Consider the following 18,225-nt stretch of genomic DNA (forward strand, 5'->3'; position numbering starts at 1 on the left):
GAAGAAGCGCGCATTCTGGCCGAATGTGATTTGTCGTCGGAGTACTGATAACGCAAACCTCACGCCCGAGGGGGCTGTGCGTGAACGAACGATGGTGATGTGGATGCGGAACGAGTGGCAGGGCGAGCGCATGGCAGAAGTTTTGTCGGCCGGAAGCGGCGCGCCGGGTGTGCGCCGCCGCATCCTGCATCTCGCCGCGCGGCTGCTGCCGGGCACGACCGGCCGGCTGCTGGCGCATCGCTACCTCAGCCCCGCCTCGCATCTCGATCCGGCGCAGGCGACCCGCGGCGGTGCCGAACTGCTGCCGCTGGCGCCGGGCATGGCGGTGCTGCGCCACCCGGGGCAGCAGGCAGATGCCCCGCGGGTGCTGCTGGTGCCGGGGCATGACGGCCACGTCCGGCAGTTCGCCCGACTGGTGCGCGAGCTGCGCCGGCTGGGCGCGGCGGTCGACCTGCTGATCCTGCCCGGACATTTGAGCCGGCGCCGAATGCGCTGCGGGCTGGCCGAGATCGTGCCCGCGATCCACCGTTGCGGTGCGGAACATGGCCCCTATGACGCCGTGGCGGCGCACTGCGTCTCTGCCAGTGGATTGCTCTTTGCGCTGGCCGAGGGCTTCGATTGTCCGCGCCTCGCCTTCATCTCCACGCCGATCGATCTGCCAAAGCTGCTGCGGCTCGGGGCGACGCAATACGGACTCTCCGGGCGCTGCCGCAGCGTTTTCGAGGCCACCGTGATCCGTCTCTGCGCGCCCTATGGTCCGGAGGCGCCCTGGCGAGAGGTGGCGACGGCCCGGCATGGCGACACGCTGGTGGTGCATGCCCGTCACGATTTTGCCGTGCCGGTCGAAGATGCCCGCGCCCTTGCCGAGGCGATGCCGAGCGCCCGGCTCGAGATCGTTGAGCAGGGCGACCACAATGGCCTTCTGAACATCGCCCCGGCGATGCAGGCGCTCGCGCGCTTTCTCGCGGCACGATGACCCGGCGAGCCGCCTGCCACCCGCGATTTGATGCGCAAATTCGCGCCGCTTCGGCAGCGCGTGCCTGACAAACGGGCAAATTCTTCTTGCCAAGGCCGAAAGCCCCCGCCTAGCCTTGGGGCAAAGAGATAAGAATCCGCGCGCCTTCTACGCCGCATCGAGGGCGCGCAGCGGGGAAACTTCAATGGTAAGGCGGCGGGTCATCAACATGGACATCTCCTTTCTTCTGAACGGGGAAAGTGTGGTGCTGCGCGACGTGTCTCCCACGCGCACGGCGCTCGACTGGCTGCGCGAGGAGCGCGGGCTCAGGGGCACCAAGGAAGGCTGCAACGAGGGCGACTGCGGCGCCTGCACGGTGATGGTCACCGATGCGCGCGGCAGCCGGGCGGTCAACGCCTGCATCCTCTTCCTGCCTCAGCTGCACGGCAAGGCGCTGCGCACGGTCGAGGGTATCGCCGGCCCGGACGGCACGCCGCATCCGGTGCAGCAGGCGATGGTCGATCACCATGGATCGCAATGCGGCTTCTGCACGCCGGGCTTCGTGGTCTCCATGGCCACGGCCCATCTCAACGGCGACACCGGCCACGACGACGCGCTGGCGGGCAACCTCTGCCGTTGCACCGGCTACGCGCCCATCGTCCGCGCCGCCGAGGCTGCGACGGGCGCGCCCGTGCCAAAGTGGATGAGCGCCGAGAAGGATCTGTTGTCGCGGATCTCCGCGGACGCAGGCAAGCTCGCGGCCCCCGAGACCGCCGACGAGCTGGCGCGTCTCTTCGAGGAAACCCCCGAGGCCACGCTTGTGGCGGGGGCCACCGACGTCGGCCTCTGGGTGACCAAGCAGCTGCGCGAACTGGACAAGGTGATTTTCCTCAACCGCTGCGCCGACCTGCAGGAAATCGAGGTCACCGAGGATGCGCTCCGCATCGGTGCAGGTGTCACGATGGACCGCGTTCTGACGCAAATGAAGGAACACTACCCCAGCTACGCCGAGATGCTGCGCCGCTACGGCTCGGCGCAGGTGCGGGCGGCGGCCACCATTGGCGGCAATATCGCCAACGGCTCGCCCATCGGGGACAACCCGCCGGCGCTCATCGCGCTGGGCGCGACGCTGCACCTGCGCAAGGGCGACACGCGGCGCGAGATGCCGATCGAGGACTTCTTCCTCGAATACGGCAAGCAGGACCGGCAGCCCGGCGAGTTCGTCGAGGCGGTGACCATTCCGCGCAAGGCGGACCGGTTGCGGGTCTACAAGCTCTCCAAGCGCTTCGATCAGGACATCTCCGCCGCCTGCGGCGCCTTCTGGATCGTGACCCAGAACAACCGGGTGACCGAGGCCCGCATCGCCTTTGGTGGTATGGCCGGAACACCCAAGCGCGCCACCCATGTGGAGCAGGCGCTGATCGGCAAGCCCTGGATCGAGGACACGGTGATGGCGGCCTCGGGGGAGTTCGACAAGGACTATCAGCCGATGAGCGACATGCGTGCCAGCGCCGGCTACCGGCTCGAGGCTGCGCGCAACATGCTGATCCGCTACCTGATCGCCGACCTCGGCGTGGCCACCGACGTGCGCGGGGTGCGCGCATGAGCGTCTCCAAGCCCCTGCCGCATGACGCGGCCCCGCTGCATGTCTCGGGCAAGGCCCGCTACATTGACGACATCCCCGTGCCGGCGGACTGCCTGCACCTCGCCTTCGGCCTGTCGACCATCGCCGCCGGCAAGATCACCGCGATCGACCTCTCGGCCGTTCGTGCCGCGCCCGGCGTGGTGAAGGTCTGGGAGGCCAAGGACCTGCCCTCGGATTGCGACTGCTCGGCCTCGCTGCACGACGAGCCGCTGCTTTCGGACGGCACCATCCACTACCTCGGCCAGCAGATTTTCCTTGTTGCCGCGACCAGTCATCTCGCCGCGCGCAAGGCGGCGCGGCTGGCGAAGATCACCTACGAGCAGCGTGAGCCGATCCTCACCATCGAGCAGGCGCTGGCAGCGGACAGCCGCTTCGAGGAAGGCCCCCGCATCTGGGAGAAGGGCGATGCCGCCGAGGCGCTGAAGGCTGCGCCGATGACGCTCGAGGGCAGTCTCGAGATGGGCGGGCAGGAGCATTTCTACCTCGAGGGGCAGGCGGCATTGGTGATGCCGCAGGAGAACGGCGATCTGGTGGTCGCCAGCTCCACCCAGCACCCCACCGAGATTCAGCACAAGGTGGCCCATGCGCTGCACCTGCCGATGCACGCGGTGCGGGTCGAGACGCGGCGCATGGGTGGCGGCTTTGGTGGCAAGGAGAGCCAGGGCAATGCGCTGGCCATCGCCTGCGCCGTTGCGGCGAGCGCGACCGGGCGTCCGGCAAAGATGCGCTACGACCGCGACGACGACATGATGATCACCGGCAAGCGGCACGACTTCCGGATCGACTACACCGTGGGTTTCGATAAGGGCGGTCGCCTTCTGGCGGTGGACTTTCGGCAGTACACCCGCTGTGGTTGGGCGCAGGACCTGTCTCTGGCCGTGGCTGACCGCGCCATGCTGCACGCCGACAACGCCTATGACATCCCGGCGCTGCGGGTCGAGAGCCACCGGCTGAAGACCAACATGCAGAGCGCCACCGCCTACCGCGGCTTCGGCGGGCCGCAGGGCCTCTTCGGCATCGAGCGGGTGATGGATCATGTGGCGCATCACCTGAAGGTCGATCCGCTGGCGCTGCGCCGCCGCAACTACTACGCCGATCTTGTCCCCGCGGGGACACGTCTTGCGCAGGACGACGCGGAGGATCAGGCCTCGCGCGGCGCGATGGCGGAGATCGAGGGCGGCACTGCCCCGCAGATGACCCACTACGGCCAGCCGGTCGAGGATTTCATCCTCGGTGCGATGACCGCGAAGCTGGAAGAGACCAGCGACTACGCGGCGCGTCGCAAGGCGGTGGACGCGTGGAACGAGAGGAACCCGGCGCTGAAGAAGGGTCTCGCGATCTCGCCGGTGAAGTTCGGCATCTCCTTCACGCTGACCCACCTCAACCAGGCCGGGGCGCTGGTGCACGTCTACCAGGACGGCTCGATCCAGCTCAACCATGGCGGCACGGAGATGGGGCAGGGTCTGTTCCAGAAGGTGGCGCAGGTGGCCGCCGCGCGCTTCGGCGTGCCGCTGGAGATGGTGAAGATCACCGCCACAGACACCGGCAAGGTGCCCAACACCTCTGCCACCGCGGCCTCCTCCGGCTCCGACCTCAACGGCATGGCGGTCAAGGCCGCCTGCGACACCATCCGCGACCGTATGGCCGCGCACCTCGCCGAGCTGCACCAGGATCTGCCCGAGAGCGTCCGTTTCGAGGGCGGCAGGGTGCATGTGGGCGGCACCGACATTCCCTTCGAGGAGGCGGCGGTGCTCTGCTACCAGGGCCGCGTGTCGCTGTCGTCGACGGGCTATTACAAGACGCCCAAGGTCGACTGGGACCGTATCCGCGGGCAGGGGCGGCCGTTCTTCTACTTTGCCTACGGTGCCTCGGTCAGCGAGGTCGTCGTCGACACGCTGACCGGCGAGTACCGGATCCTGCGCACCGACATCCTGCACGACTGCGGCGCCTCGCTGAACCCGGCGCTGGACATCGGACAGATCGAGGGCGGCTACGTGCAGGGCGCAGGCTGGCTGACTACCGAGGAACTGGTCTGGGACGACAAGGGCGCTTTGCGCACCCATGCGCCCTCGACCTACAAGATCCCCGCCTGCTCGGACCGGCCCGAGGTGTTCAACGTGGCGCTCTGGGACGGGCGCAATGTCGAGGAGACCATCTACCGCTCCAAGGCGGTCGGCGAGCCGCCCTTCATGCTGGGCATCTCTGCCTTTCTCGCGCTGTCGGATGCGGTGGCCTCCTGCGGCGACGCCTATCCCGACCTCGTCGCCCCCGCGACGCCCGAGAATGTGCTCGCCGCCGTGCGGAGGCTGCGCCATGGGGTTTGACCTCGCCGGGCTGAAGGCCGCGGTGGCGGCGCAGGGACGGGTCGCCCGCGTGGTGATCGCCGAGGTCTCGGGTTCGGCCCCGCGAGAGGTCGGCTGCGCCATGCTGGTCTGGGAAGAGGCGGGCAGGCTGCGCCAGAGCGGCACCATCGGCGGCGGCGCGCTGGAGCTCATGGCCGTGGAGCAGGCGCTGAGTGCACCCGGCCTTACCCGCCACCCGCTGGGGCCGGGGCTCGGGCAATGCTGCGGCGGCGCCGTGGTGCTCTGGACCGAGGTTTTCGACGCCGCGGGCGTTGCGGCGCTGGAGGGGCAGGAGATCGTCGCGCGCGGGTCCGGCGAGCGCCCGCTCGCCGTGCAACGGCTGATCGACCGGGCGCGGGGGCAGGGTCGTCTGCCAGAGCCGCAGCTGGTGCAGGGCTGGATGGTCGAGCCGCTGGCGCGCCCCGCGCGACAGCTTTGGATCTGGGGCGCGGGCCACGTCGGCCGCGCCATGGTGCAGGTCATGGCACCGCTGCCCGATCTGGCGATCACCTGGGTCGACACCGCGCCCGAGCGGTTCCCAGACGAGGTGCCACCGGGCGTCACCGTGCTGCCCGCCGCCGATCCGGCGCGGGCGGTGCCGCACGCGCCGCAGGAGGCCGAGCACCTCATCCTCACCTACAGCCACGAAATCGACCTCGCGCTGTGCCACGCGCTTTTGCGCCACGGCTTCGCCTTTGCCGGGCTGATCGGGTCAGACACCAAATGGGCACGCTTCCGCAGCCGGTTGCGGACGTTGGGGCATGCGGATGCTCAAATATCTCGCATTTCTTGTCCAATTGGTCAAAAAACATACGGACGGCACCCTCAGGCGATTGCCATCGGCGTGGCTGGGCAGCTATTGGGGCAAAAAAAAGGGGACGGGACGGCGTGGATACACTCCTCAGCATCAGGGGCCTGACAAAGGCCTATCCCGGTGTCGTGGCCAATGACGATGTCTCCTTCGACATCGGCAAGGGCGAGATCCACGCGCTGCTCGGCGAGAACGGCGCGGGCAAGTCGACGCTGGTGAAGATGATCTTCGGGCTGGTGAAGCCCGACGCCGGCGAGATGGTGCTGGACGGCGCGGCCTATGCGCCCGGCAAGCCGTCGGACGCGCGCCGCTCCGGCGTCGCCATGGTGTTCCAGCACTTCTCGCTCTTCGAGGCGCTGGACGTCGCCGAGAACGTGGCGCTCGGCATGGAGAACCCGCCGAAACCCCGCGACCTCGCCCGGCAGATCCGCGAGGTCTCGGAAACCTACGGCCTGCCGCTCGACCCCACGCGCACCGTCGGCACGCTCTCGGCGGGCGAGCGCCAGCGGGTCGAGATCATCCGCTGCCTGCTGCAGAACCCGCGGCTGCTGATCATGGACGAGCCGACCTCGGTGCTGACCCCGCAGGAGGTGGAGATCCTCTTTCAGACGCTGAACAAGCTGCGCTCCGAGGGCACCTCGATCCTCTACATATCGCACAAGCTCGAGGAGATCCGCACGCTCTGCGACGAGGCGACGATCCTGCGGCTGGGCAAGAACGTCGGCACCTGCACCCCGCGCGAGGTCACCGCCCGGCAGATGGCCGAGCTGATGGTCGGATCGAGCTTCAGCACTCCCGAGGCGCGCGCCGGGGAGAAGGGCGAGGTACTGCTGCGCACCGACACGTTGTCGCTGCCCGCGCCGGGCGCCTTCGGCACGCCGCTGCGCGAGGTCTCGCTCGAGGTCCGCGCCGGCGAGGTGCTGGGCATCGGCGGGGTCGCGGGCAACGGCCAGGACGAGCTGCTCATGGCGCTCTCGGGCGAGCGGCTGGCCCCTGCGGGCACCATCTTCTTCAAGGGACAGGACGTCAGCCGCATCGGTCCCATCGGCCGCCGGGACGCCGGGCTGCTCTCGGGTCCCGAGGAACGGCTCGGCCATGCCGCCGCGCCGAACATGAGCCTGACCGAGAACGCCGTGCTGACCGCCGCGCGCCGCGAGGGGCTGGTGCAAGGCGGTTTCATCGACTGGGGCAAATCGAAGAGCTTTGCGGAGAAGGTCATCGAACGCTTCGACGTGCGCACGCCCGGCCCGGGCACGGCGGCGCGGGCGCTTTCGGGCGGCAACCTGCAGAAATTCGTCGTCGGGCGGGAGATCCTGCAAAGCCCCGACGTCTTCATCGTCAACCAGCCGACCTGGGGCGTCGATGCCGCCGCCGCCGCGGCGATCCGGCAGGCCCTGCTTGATCTGGCTGCCAAGGGCGCGGCGATCATCGTCATCTCCCAGGACCTCGATGAGTTGATGGAGATCTCGGACCGCTTCGCGGCGCTGAACGAGGGCCGGCTCTCGCCCGCCCGCGCCGTCGCCGAGCTCGACATCGAGAAGATCGGCCTGATGATGGGCGGCGCGCACGACATGGAGGTGGCCCATGTCGATGGCTGACCCCCGGCGCGGCGCCGCCTGGCAGATGTCGGATATGCGTATTTTCGAAGAGAAGAAGCCGACAGGCCTCTCCTTCGCCTGCGCTTCTTCTCTTTTCAAATACGCACAGCGTGACGGCGCAGGCCGCGCGGCGCTGGTGGGAGGCCCCGCATGATCCGCCTCGAGAAACGTCCGCAGCCGTCGCGGCTCTGGACCATCGTGACACCGCTTCTGGCCGTGGTGCTGACCATGGTTGTGGGGGGCATCATGTTCGCGCTGCTCGGCAAGCCGCCGCTGGAGGCGATCCGCACGATCTTTTGGGACCCGTTGTTCCACCCGCAGTTCGCTGGCTATTCACGGCCGCAGCTGCTGGTGAAGGCGGGGCCGCTGATCCTCATCGCCATCGGCCTGTCTATCGGCTTCAAGGCGGGCATCTGGAACATCGGGGCCGAGGGGCAGTACATCATGGGGGCCGTCACCGGCGCCGCGGTGGGGCTGGCCTTCTACCCCTCTGACAGCGTGCTGCTGTTCCCGCTGATGGTGGTCGCCGGCGCGCTTGGCGGCTGGGCCTGGGCAATGATCCCCGCGGTGCTGAAGACAAGGCTCGGCACCAACGAGATCCTCGTGTCGCTGATGCTGGTCTATGTCGCCGAAAACATCCTCGCTTCGGCCTCCTCGAGCTGGCTGCGCAACCCCGAGGGCATGGGCTTTCCCGGCTCGCGCAACTTCAAGCAATGGCCGGCGGTGTTCAACGACGAGCTGGTCGCAAACACCGGCATGCACTGGGGCGTGGTCGCGGCCTTCATCGCGGTGATCGCTGCCTACGTGCTGATGGCGCGGCACATCCAGGGCTTCAATATCCGGCTCACCGGCGAGGCGCCGCGGGCGGCGCGCTTCTCGGGTGTCAGCCCGGCGCGGATCGTGATCCTCTGTCTCGGCATCTCGGGGGCGCTGGCGGGCATGGCGGGGCTTTTCGAAGTCACCGGCCCGGCCGGGCAGATCACCATCGACTTCAACTCCGGCTACGGGTTCACCGCGATCATCGTCGCCTTCCTCGGGCGGCTGCACCCCGTGGGTATCCTGCTGGCGGGGCTGCTCATGGCGCTGACCTATATCGGCGGCGAGCTGGCGCAGCTGATGCTCGGCCTGCCGGGCGCGTCGATCCAGTTGTTCCAGGGGATGCTGCTGTTCTTCCTGCTGGCCACCGACGTCTTCACCAATTACCGCATCCGCTTTGCCAAGGGGGAGCTGGCCTGATGGATCCCGTACTTCTTGTCGCCTCGATCATGGTCTCGGCGACGCCGATCCTGCTGGCGGCCATCGGCGAGATGGTGGTGGAAAAGGCCGGGGTGCTGAACCTCGGGGTCGAGGGCATGATGATCACCGGCGCGGTGATTGGCTTTGCCGCGGCGGTGAGCAGCGGCTCGCCGGTGATCGGATTCCTTGCCGCGGCGCTGGGGGCGGCGGTGCTGTCGCTCAGCTTCGGCTTTCTGACCCAGTACCTGCTGTCGAACCAGGTGGCGACGGGCCTTGGCCTGACGCTGGTGGGGCTGGGCCTCTCGGCCCTTGTCGGCGCCTCCTTCGAGGGGGTGCGGGCACCGGGTCTGGGCAAGCTGTGGATCCCTGGCCTCGCCGAGATCCCGATGATCGGGCCGATGTTCTTCCGCCATGACTTCATGGTCTACGTGAGCCTGCTGCTGGTCGCGGCGGTCTGGGCCTTCCTGAAATACACCCGCGCCGGGCTGATCCTGCGCGCGGTGGGAGAGGACCACGAGAGCGCCCATGCGCTCGGTTACAAGGTGGTGCGCGTGCGCATGGCGGCGATCTTCTTCGGCGGGGCCTGCGCGGGGCTCGGCGGCGCCTACGTCAGCCTCGTGAGGGTGCCGCAATGGACCGAGGGGATGACCGCGGGCGCGGGCTGGATCGCGCTGGCCATCGTCGTCTTTGCCAGCTGGCGGCCGCTCGGCGTGTTGATTGGCGCCTATCTCTTCGGCGGCGTGACGGTGCTGCAGCTGAACCTGCAGGCGGCCGGGGCCAATGTGCCGGTCGAATTGCTGTCGATGTCGCCCTACCTGATCACCATCCTCGTGCTGGTGATCATCTCGGCCCGCGGGGTGCATGGCGCGCCCGGATCGCTGGGCCGGTCGTTCCACGCCTCGGCCTGACACGCGCGGGCCGGGCGCTGACCGCATCCGGCGCCTGCCGGACATTCTCGAAAACAGTATGACTACAGTTTGAAGACAGGGAGACTTAAAACAATGAAACGCAGAACGCTTCTCGCCTCCGCCGCACTGGGCCTGGCGCTCGCCGGCGCGCCGGCTTTCGCCCAGGACGTGCCGAAGATCGGCTTCGTCTACGTCGGCCCGGTGAACGACGGCGGATGGTCGCAACACCACCACGAGGCGGCGGTGAAGATGAAGGAGCACTTCGGCGACGCCATCGAGATGATCGAGCAGGAGAGCGTGCCCGAGGGCGCCGACGCCGAGCGCGTGCTGACCCAGATGGCGCTGTCGGGGGCCGACCTCATCTTCACCACCTCCTTTGGTTACATGGACCCGACGATCAACGTCGCCGCCAAGTTCCCGGACGTGAAGTTCGAGCACGCCACCGGCTACAAAACCGCCGAGAACGTCTCGGCCTATTCGGCGCGCTTCTACGAGGGCCGGGCGATCACCGGCTACCTCGCCGGCGCGATGACCAAGTCGAACAAGATCGGCTACATCGGCTCCTTCCCGATCCCGGAAGTGATCCGCGGCATCAACTCGTCCTTCCTGCACGCCAAGAAGGCCAATCCGGACGTCGAGATGTCGGTGGTCTGGCTGTCGACCTGGTTCGACCCGGCGAAAGAGGCGGACGCCACTCAGGCGCTGCTTGATCAGGGCGTCGACGTGGTTCTGGCCCACACCGACTCCACCGCGCCGCTGTCGGTGCTGGAGAAGGCCGGCGCCTATGGCTTCGGCCAGGCGGCGGACATGTACGACTACGCGCCCGAGCCGCGGCTGTCGTCGATCATCGACGAATGGGCCCCCTATTACATCGACCGCGTCCAGGCGGTCATCGACGGCACCTGGGAGAGCCACAACAGCTGGCAGGGCATCGGTGACGGCATGGTCGGGATCGGTGAGATCACCGGCCCGGTGCCGGAGGACGTGAAAGCAACCGCCGAGCAGATGAAGGCCGACATCGCCTCGGGCGCCTATCACCCGTTCACCGGCCCGATCAACAAGCAGGACGGCTCGGCCTGGCTCGCCGAGGGCGAGGTGGCCGACGACGGCGTGCTGGCGGGTATGGACTTCTATGTCGAAGGTCTGACGGCAGAGATCCCGAACTGATCCCCATTCGGGGTATCGAACGAGGCGCCGCCGGGACCGGCTCCCGGCGGCGTTTTCTTAGTGCTTGCCCGCGTTAGGGTCTTCAGTGTTCCACGAATTCGCCGGGCGCAGCGCACGTGTCTGCCTCCGGCGGGCGTATTTGGAAAGAGAAGAAGGGGCGGAATGGTGGCGCAGCAAGGCGGACCACGAGTGGCGCTGGTGCTGGGGGCGGCGGTCTGGAGCGGCGGGCGGCCCTCGCCGACACTGCGGCGCCGGGCGCTGCACGCGGCGGCGCTCTGGCGGGCAGGGGAGGTCTCGGTCATCCTTGCCTCGGGGGGCGTCGGGCGGCACGGCCCCTCGGAGGCGGCGGTGATCGCGGGGCTTTGCCGTGAGGCGGGCGTGCCGGAGGCGGCGCTCATGCTGGAGGAGCGCTCGACCAGCACCGAGGAGAACCTGCGGCTCTCGCTGCCGTTGCTGCGGCGGATCGGGGCCGGGGAGGTGGTGGTTGTCACGGACGGATTTCACGCCCCGCGGGCGCGTCTGGTGGCGCGGCGACTCGGGCTCGTGGGCGCGCTGGGGTCAGTGCGCAGCGACTCGCCCCGGGTGCCGCTGTCGGTCAACCGTGTGAAGGCGGGGCTGCGCGAGGTGCCTGCCTACCTCTGGTACGCCTTGCGGCTGCGTGGCTGAGCCGCGGTGCGCTGTGCGGCGTCAGAGAATCCCGATCTCGGCCAGCGCTCCTGCGAGCTCGGGCGGCAACTCGTCGTCATCTTCGCGGGCGGCCGAAAGATCCGGGGGCGCATCCGCGGGCGAGAGGTAGCGCCAGCCCTGAAAGGGACGGCGCGGCGAGACGGCGACGCGGTGGATCTCCGGGTCGAGCACCAGCGCGCAATGCCGCGTGCCGTCGTGACCGGTGACCTCGTCGAGCCGGAGGACCCGCTGGCGGCACTGGATCATGCCCTTGAAAACCCAGTAGATCGATCCGCCGTTGAGCAGCTCGGCCTCGCGTTTCGGCCACATCCGGGTGACGTGGCAGGGCAGCCCGTCAGCAGTCTGCGCGGCGCGGCCTGTTTGCCAGGCGGCCAGCGTCTTGACGCTCTCGGTGCCGACGCTGAGCTTGATCAGATGGGTGTATTTATCCACGGATTCTTCCACAGAGTCCTCAACAGGCAGAGATATATATTGTAGGCTATGCGTCAGGAGCTTCAAGCAGTGGTAGGCCTGTGCCTCAAAAACGTGTACTCTTACGTACCGCGCGTTCTTGCATCGGGCAGCGGTCGCGAGTAGGGACACCGCCCTGCCACCTACCGCGCGACACTGCCGCCGCGCCCTCGAATTGACGAGCCAACAAGGAAGTCTGCTGCCATGACTCGCTTTGCCGCCCCCATCGCCGAACAGATCTGGGACATGAAATACCGGTTCAAGGAGGCGGACGGCACCCCGATCGACCAGAGTGTCGAGGACAGCTGGCGCCGCATCGCGCGTGCGCTCGCCTCGGTGGAGAAGAAGCCCGCGGTCTGGGAAGAGAAATTCTACGGCGCGCTCGAGGATTTCCAGTACCTGCCCGCCGGCCGGATCACCGCCGGCGCCGGGACCGCGCGCTCGGTCACCCTGTTCAACTGCTTCGTCATGGGCACCATCCCCGACAGCATGTCCGGCATCTTCGACATGCTCAAGGAAGCCGCGCTGACCATGCAGCAGGGTGGGGGGATCGGCTATGACTTCTCGACCATCCGGCCCAAGGGCGCGCATGTGGCGGGCGTCGCCGCCGACGCCTCGGGGCCGCTGTCGTTCATGGACGTCTGGGATGCCATGTGCCGCACCATCATGTCGGCGGGCTCGCGCCGTGGCGCGATGATGGCCACCATGCGCTGCGACCACCCGGACGTGGAGCAGTTCATCTCGGCCAAGGCGGACAGCGCGCGGCTGCGCATGTTCAACCTCAGCGTGCTGGTCACCGACCCCTTCATGGAAGCGGTGAAGGCGGACGGTTCCTGGGATCTGCAGTTCGATGGCAAGGTCTACCACACGGTCAAGGCGCGCGACCTGTGGAACAAGATCATGAAGGCCACCTACGATTATGCCGAGCCGGGCGTGATCTTCATCGACCGCATCAACAAGGCCAACAACCTCAGCTACATCGAACAGATCGCCGCGACCAACCCCTGCGGTGAGCAGCCGTTGCCGCCCTATGGCGCCTGCCTGCTGGGCTCGATCAACCTTGCACGTCTGGTGGACACGCCCTTCGAGAAGGGCGCGGATATCCCCGAGGCCAAGCTCGACGAGCTGGTCGCGCTGGCGATCCGCATGATGGACAACGTGGTGGATGCATCGAACTTCCCGCTGCCGCAGCAGGCCGAGGAAGCGCAGAACAAGCGTCGCATCGGCCTCGGCGTCACCGGTCTTGCCGATGCGCTGCTGATGATGGGCCTGCGCTACGGCTCGGAAGAAGCGGCGGCGCAGACCGAGACCTGGCTCAAGCGCATCGCCCGCGCCTCCTACCTCGCCTCGGTCGAACTGGCCAAGGAGAAGGGCGCCTTCCCGCTGTTCGACGCCGAGAAGTTTCTCGCCTCGGGCAACATGATGCAGATGGACGACGACGTGCGCGAGGCGATCCGCACCCATGGCATCCGCAACGCGCTGCTGACCTCGATCGCGCCCACCGGCACCATCTCGCTCTACGCGGGCAACGTGTCGTCGGGCATCGAGCCGGTGTTTGCCTATGCCTACACCCGCAAGGTTCTGCAGAAGGACGGCACCCGGACCGAGGAAGAGGTGGTCGATTACGCTGTGCAGATGTGGCGTGACAAGTTCGGCGATGCCGAGCTGCCCGATTATTTCGTCAACGCCCAGACCCTCGCCCCGCTCGAGCACGTGCGCATGCAGGCGGCGGCGCAGAAGTGGATCGACAGCTCGATTTCCAAGACGATCAACTGCCCCGAGGACATCTCCTTCGAAGGCTTCAAGGACGTCTACATGGAAGCCTACGAGACCGGCTGCAAGGGCTGCACCACCTACCGTCCGAACGACGTGACGGGCTCGGTCCTGTCGGTCTCGGAGAAGGAGGAGAAGACCCCGGCCGAGAGCCCGGCAGTGGTCACCGAAACCGCCGATGGCGGCGCCGAGGTGGTCTACATGTCCGAGCCCCTCGACCGGCCGCAGTCGCTTGAAGGGCACACCTACAAGCTCAAATGGCCGGACAGCGAGCACGCCATCTACCTGACGATCAACGACATCATCGTCGGCGGGCACCGCCGTCCGTTCGAGGTGTTCATCAACTCCAAGAACATGGAGCATTACGCCTGGACGGTGGCGCTGACGCGGATGATCTCGGCTGTCTTCCGCCGTGGCGGGGACGTCTCCTTCGTGGTGGAGGAACTGAAGGCGGTCTTCGATCCGCGCGGCGGCGCCTGGGTGCAAGGCAAATACATCCCCTCGATCCTGGCTGCGATCGGCGGCGTGATCGAGAAGCATCTGGTGGCGACCGGATTCCTGGAGGGCGAAGGCAAGGGGCTGAAGGCGGACCCGACCGCCAAGGTCGTCGGCCTCGACGCCCCCCGCGGCAAGGCCTGCCCCTCCTGCGGCCAGTTCTCGATGATGATGGTCGAGGGCTGCATGACCTGCTCGAGTTGCGGTCACTCGAAATGCGGGTGAAGTGAGTAGCCAGTTGTCAGTATTTGTTCCTACTACCAATTATTGGCCACCGGCGGGGCTGAAATGGCCATTGTGCAATCATAATAAGTGCATCGGGCGGAAACGCCCGATTTCCGAAAATTTGGGGTTGAACTAAAGCGGTTGGAGGTTCGAAACCTCTTCAGGGAATATGGCGCTCCGGTAGCGACATTCAAAATGGATATCCGGATTCCTTATTTCGGTGAAAGCCATGGTGTCGAGCCATAGTGGCGTAGGCACAAGAGGTCCCCGGCGCGGCGCTCACTTGAAGAGTTCGGAAGGTCGTGCGGTTGGTGGTTCGATACTGCGTGTAGGGTTGGGCAACCCATCAAAGGCTTGCTCGGTCTCTGGAAAAACTCGGCCTGCCATCTACGCTCCCCTTACCGGTGCCAGCTCCCCAGGCCCAGGGCGCCAAAAACACGGAAAAAAGGGGCGACCGCTGGTCGCCCCTTTCAAGTTCCGAATTTATGACGCTCTTCCGGGTAGCGGTTGAGTTCCCGATTGCATTCGCGATGTAAGCAGAAGCTTTGAGCTTGCCTGGTGCGAATGTCTCACAACTGAGGAGTGACGTGCGGATATCCTCGCTACCACGCTCGACCCCTTAGCCGAGATCAGGAAGGACTGCGTGTGTCCCAGGCCAGAGCGGACGCATGCTCTTGCCCTACAAGGTGGCGTTCACTGCCGGAACCGCGCAGGCGCAGTGGATGAGATTGCGATCAACACATGCCTCCGGAGACGGCGCATCCCATAGGGCCGCGCCAGACAGCAACGTCGCGGCCCTATTCTCTGGGCAATGCGAGGTCGAGGCGGACGCCCAATTGCCTCTCGGGCGTTCCGCATTCGGCTGCTCGGCTCTCTATCAATGGACGGAACGGAACCTCTCGAGAAGCTCGCTGATCCTCGCTCCATGCCAACGGATCGCCGCCGTATCGAACTTCCGTTTGCGGGCAATGGTGTCGATAGCCGACGCCGTCTGACGCGCCAGGCCCTGTTCGATCTCGGCAAGCGCATCCTCGATCATCCGCGCATTCGGTTGCTGGGTCCCGAAGGCGCCATGAAGATCGCAGAACGCGTCGAACGCGGTCGGCATATCGAGAGCGTCGAGAAGGTCGCACAAGCTGCGGCCATGACGGCGAAGGTGCCTTTCCGTGTCCGCGATCCTGTCGTGGGCGGCTTGTCCTGTGTTGGGAGTGAGGGTGTTGAACATGATGGAACCTCCGTTTCATGCGAAAACTCAGCTGGTTAATGCCTTTTCTGCGGCGTCATGAGTGAAGCATCTGGAGGTGTTTGAGCGTGGTTTCGGCCCCCTGTATTTGCAGTTTCGTCGTCGGTTGGTGCTGGTGAAGTGAACATTGGTCTTGCAGTGCGAAGACGAACGAAAAACTTCCGGCTCAATCGATTTTTTTCGGCGAGGGTCTGCCCTGCGGCGTTGTCGCCGGCTCAATTCTCGAACTACCGGGTTGGATAACGTTGCACGTTGCTCCGGATGCGTCGGTCGGTATCTGGAGCTGCAAATCGTCTTCGTCTTGACGCTTGTTACAGGCTGGGGATTTCAAGCCGCTGGCCTTGAAGGCCAGCGGTATGGGGAACTCAGGCGGCGTCCTGCCTGGCCAGTACTTCGGCCATGATGCCTCGGTCTTCTTCCATAGAGGCCAGTGCCTGGAGCAAGTCGAACAGGGCGTCGGTTTGCAGGCAGATTTCCTCGACTTCAACGCCGTCGGGATCGAGCATGAGGGAGAAGTCAAAATCGAGATCGTCGTCTTCGGCCGCTCCCAGGGGATCGAGAGAGAGGAGACGGTGAAGGGCCACGAGCTCGACCTTGGCTCCGTTTGTCAGGCGCCTGGCCTTACGGAGGTCGCCGATCAGGCGAAGCACACGCCGTCCGCGCTCCGCTCCTCCAACAAGTTCTGCCGCGGAAATGAGAGCGTCACCATGCTCTGCGAGGTGGAGTTGTGCCGCAGTGAGTTGCGGGTCGCCGGAATGGGCCGCAGTCCGAAGTGTAGTCCTCATGAAAGTCTTCTCCTTGGCGCGCCGCGTTCGTGCGGCATCAAGCTTGCCGGTCCGCCAAGGCATTCCTTAGGTTGCTTCTTGATCTGGCCACCCGCGCTCGCCCGAGTGCGCGGGAGAACAGATCAGGGAGCGGCCAGTCAATCAGGTGAGTGCTCCTTGCTTGGTTCATGTTGGCGCGTTGAGCCAGCGCTGGGTCACTGTTCGTAGGCTTCGAAAAGAAGATTGGTCACTTCTCCGGAGACGAAGAAAAAAGTGGTAGAGAACGCGAAAATTCTTGGGGTTTGGGAAACCGTGTCGGTCCGATCTGCGGGACCTTTCAGCCGTTCGCTGCCATGCAGAATTCTCCGCATCAACCACTCGTGCGCTACCTGCAGCAAGGCGGCTTCGCCGATGGATCGGCATCCGGATACAGCCAATTTCGGAAAACGCCGGGCACCGGCGTCTGTACTTTCGGTTGCCTGGATAGGTTGACCTGCATCAAGATCGAAATCTGAAATTATTGCTATGTGCGAATTGAATGTTTCTGGAGGAACGCGCTTAAATGAAGTCGCCTATTCGCATTTCCTTGGTGGCGCTGCTGGCTGCCTTTGCTTCGTCGCCCGGCCTGGCTCAGGATCAGTCTCCGATCCTCATCACCAACGTCAACGTCTTCGATGGGGTCAACGAGGCGCTGATCGAGAACGCCAATGTCGTGGTGACCGGCAATCTCATTTCGGAGATCTCGACTGAAGACCTCGCCGTTGCAGGGGGCACGGTGATCGACGGCGGCGGGCGCACCATGATCCCCGGTCTGATCGATGTTCACTGGCACACCTCCTATTGCTGCGCCTCGCAGAGCACCGTGGTCACCGGCGACATCCTCGAGATTGCGATCCGCGGCGCCATGGGCTCGGAGCGCACCCTGATGCGCGGCTTCACCACGGTGCGCGACGTCGGCGGCAACCCGTTCGCCACCAAGAAGATGATCGATGCTGGCGAGATTTCGGGCCCGCGCATCCTGCCCTCGGGGCCGCCGATGAGCCAGACCGGCGGGCACTTTGACTATGGCGCCTATCAGGACGTGCCATCGAACCCGGGCGACTCCCTTTGGTATTGGAACCGCGTCGGCCTGATGCTGATCGCCGATGGCGTGGATGATGTCACTCTGCGCTCGCGCGAAGTGATGCGTATGGGCGCGAGCCAGCTGAAGATTTCGGGCGGTGGCGGGGTGTCCTCGGTCTACGACCCGCTGGACGTGAGCCAGTACACCATGGCCGAACTCAGGGCCTTCGTTGAGGTCGCCGAGAGCTACAACACCTATGTCGCCTCGCACATCTTCACCGACGAGGCGGCGCAGATGGCCATCGAGGCCGGTGTGAAGTCCATCGAGCACGGCAATCTGCTGAGTCGCGAGACTATCCAGATGATGAAGGACAACGACGTCTGGCTCTCGGTGCAGCCGATCCTGAACGACGAGGATGCCTTCAGCTTTAACGACCCGGTCAGCACGCAGAAATTCATCGAGGTGACCGACGGCACCTCGAACTCGATCCAGATGGCGAAGGAGATCGGCGTCAAGGTGGCCTTCGGCACCGATATGCTCTTCGACGCGGACCTGGCGGAGAAGCAGGGCGCGTTCCTCGCTAAGATGAGCCGCTGGTACACGCCTTACGAGGTCCTGAAGATGGCGACCTCGACCAATGCCGAACTGCTTGAGCTGGCCGGCCCGCGCCACCCCTACCAGCAGGGTCCGCTGGGTGTTCTGGAGCCAGGCGCCTATGCCGACCTGATCCTTGTCGATGGCAACCCGCTCGAGAATATCGATCTCGTGGCGGATCCGGACGCGAATTTCGACCTGATCATGAAGGATGGCAAGGTCTTCAAGAACACGCTCGGCGACTGATCGCGCCGCGGGCGCTGTCCGTG

The 18,225-nt window shown here is 65.9% G+C and carries 15 protein-coding genes; 12 read left to right on the forward strand and 3 right to left on the reverse strand.

The window, feature by feature from the left end; genetic code table 11:
* Positions 1–130 precede the first annotated feature (130 nt).
* The 10 genes from BM397_RS09325 (at position 131) to BM397_RS09365 (ending at position 11,328) form a co-directional block, all read left to right on the forward strand.
* Positions 131–976, forward strand: a complete 846-nt coding sequence (locus BM397_RS09325; RefSeq protein WP_176806569.1) for an alpha/beta hydrolase — start codon at positions 131–133, stop codon at positions 974–976.
* Between the two features lie 208 nt (positions 977–1,184).
* Complete coding sequence (xdhA, locus tag BM397_RS09330) at positions 1,185–2,561, forward strand: xanthine dehydrogenase small subunit (protein WP_092423295.1); 1,377 nt, start codon at positions 1,185–1,187, stop codon at positions 2,559–2,561.
* The gene (xdhB, locus tag BM397_RS09335; RefSeq protein ID WP_092423197.1) at positions 2,558–4,924 is read left to right on the forward strand and encodes a xanthine dehydrogenase molybdopterin binding subunit; all 2,367 of its coding nucleotides are present in this window, start codon (positions 2,558–2,560) and stop codon (positions 4,922–4,924) included. Before xdhA ends, xdhB begins: the two co-directional genes overlap by 4 nt.
* Positions 4,914–5,861, forward strand: a complete 948-nt coding sequence (gene xdhC / locus BM397_RS09340; RefSeq protein ID WP_092423199.1) for a xanthine dehydrogenase accessory protein XdhC — start codon at positions 4,914–4,916, stop codon at positions 5,859–5,861. The genes xdhB and xdhC overlap by 11 nt, the downstream gene beginning before the upstream one ends.
* Complete coding sequence (locus tag BM397_RS09345; protein ID WP_092423201.1) at positions 5,831–7,351, forward strand: ABC transporter ATP-binding protein; 1,521 nt, start codon at positions 5,831–5,833, stop codon at positions 7,349–7,351. The genes xdhC and BM397_RS09345 overlap by 31 nt, the downstream gene beginning before the upstream one ends.
* Positions 7,338–7,505, forward strand: coding sequence for a hypothetical protein (locus BM397_RS29280; RefSeq protein ID WP_176806570.1), 168 nt, complete (start codon positions 7,338–7,340; stop codon positions 7,503–7,505). Before BM397_RS09345 ends, BM397_RS29280 begins: the two co-directional genes overlap by 14 nt.
* The gene (locus tag BM397_RS09350; protein WP_092423203.1) at positions 7,502–8,587 is read left to right on the forward strand and encodes an ABC transporter permease; all 1,086 of its coding nucleotides are present in this window, start codon (positions 7,502–7,504) and stop codon (positions 8,585–8,587) included. Before BM397_RS29280 ends, BM397_RS09350 begins: the two co-directional genes overlap by 4 nt.
* The gene (locus BM397_RS09355; RefSeq protein ID WP_092423205.1) at positions 8,587–9,495 is read left to right on the forward strand and encodes an ABC transporter permease; all 909 of its coding nucleotides are present in this window, start codon (positions 8,587–8,589) and stop codon (positions 9,493–9,495) included. Before BM397_RS09350 ends, BM397_RS09355 begins: the two co-directional genes overlap by 1 nt.
* A gap of 93 nt (positions 9,496–9,588) precedes the next feature.
* Positions 9,589–10,662, forward strand: a complete 1,074-nt coding sequence (locus tag BM397_RS09360) for a BMP family ABC transporter substrate-binding protein (protein ID WP_092423206.1) — start codon at positions 9,589–9,591, stop codon at positions 10,660–10,662.
* Between the two features lie 162 nt (positions 10,663–10,824).
* On the forward strand, positions 10,825–11,328 hold the full coding sequence (locus tag BM397_RS09365) for a YdcF family protein (RefSeq protein ID WP_092423208.1): 504 nt from the start codon (positions 10,825–10,827) through the stop codon (positions 11,326–11,328).
* 21 nt (positions 11,329–11,349) lie between these two features.
* Here BM397_RS09365 and BM397_RS09370 read toward each other — a convergent pair whose 3' ends face one another.
* Positions 11,350–11,781: a DUF1489 family protein gene (locus BM397_RS09370; protein ID WP_092423210.1), complete on the reverse strand. Its 432-nt coding sequence runs from the start codon at positions 11,779–11,781 to the stop codon at positions 11,350–11,352.
* A 222-nt stretch (positions 11,782–12,003) separates the two neighbouring features.
* On the opposite strand from BM397_RS09370, the gene BM397_RS09375 reads away from it, so the two are divergent.
* Positions 12,004–14,292, forward strand: coding sequence for an adenosylcobalamin-dependent ribonucleoside-diphosphate reductase (locus BM397_RS09375; protein WP_092423212.1), 2,289 nt, complete (start codon positions 12,004–12,006; stop codon positions 14,290–14,292).
* 877 nt (positions 14,293–15,169) lie between these two features.
* Here BM397_RS09375 and BM397_RS09380 read toward each other — a convergent pair.
* Together BM397_RS09380 and BM397_RS09385 are read right to left on the reverse strand one after the other, a co-directional pair.
* Positions 15,170–15,517 carry a hypothetical protein gene (locus tag BM397_RS09380; RefSeq protein WP_092423214.1) on the reverse strand — a complete coding sequence of 116 codons (348 nt, stop codon included), beginning with the start codon at positions 15,515–15,517 and terminating at the stop codon, positions 15,170–15,172.
* A gap of 383 nt (positions 15,518–15,900) precedes the next feature.
* Positions 15,901–16,320, reverse strand: coding sequence for a hypothetical protein (locus tag BM397_RS09385; RefSeq protein ID WP_092423216.1), 420 nt, complete (start codon positions 16,318–16,320; stop codon positions 15,901–15,903).
* A 541-nt stretch (positions 16,321–16,861) separates the two neighbouring features.
* Here BM397_RS09385 and BM397_RS09390 point away from each other — a divergent pair.
* A complete protein-coding gene (locus tag BM397_RS09390) occupies positions 16,862–18,202 on the forward strand; it encodes a metal-dependent hydrolase family protein (RefSeq protein WP_092423218.1) in 1,341 nt (446 codons plus the stop codon).
* Positions 18,203–18,225: the final 23 nt, after the last annotated feature.

The organism is Alloyangia pacifica, assembly GCF_900116195.1.
Taxonomy (GTDB): Bacteria; Pseudomonadota; Alphaproteobacteria; order Rhodobacterales; family Rhodobacteraceae; genus Salipiger; species Salipiger pacificus.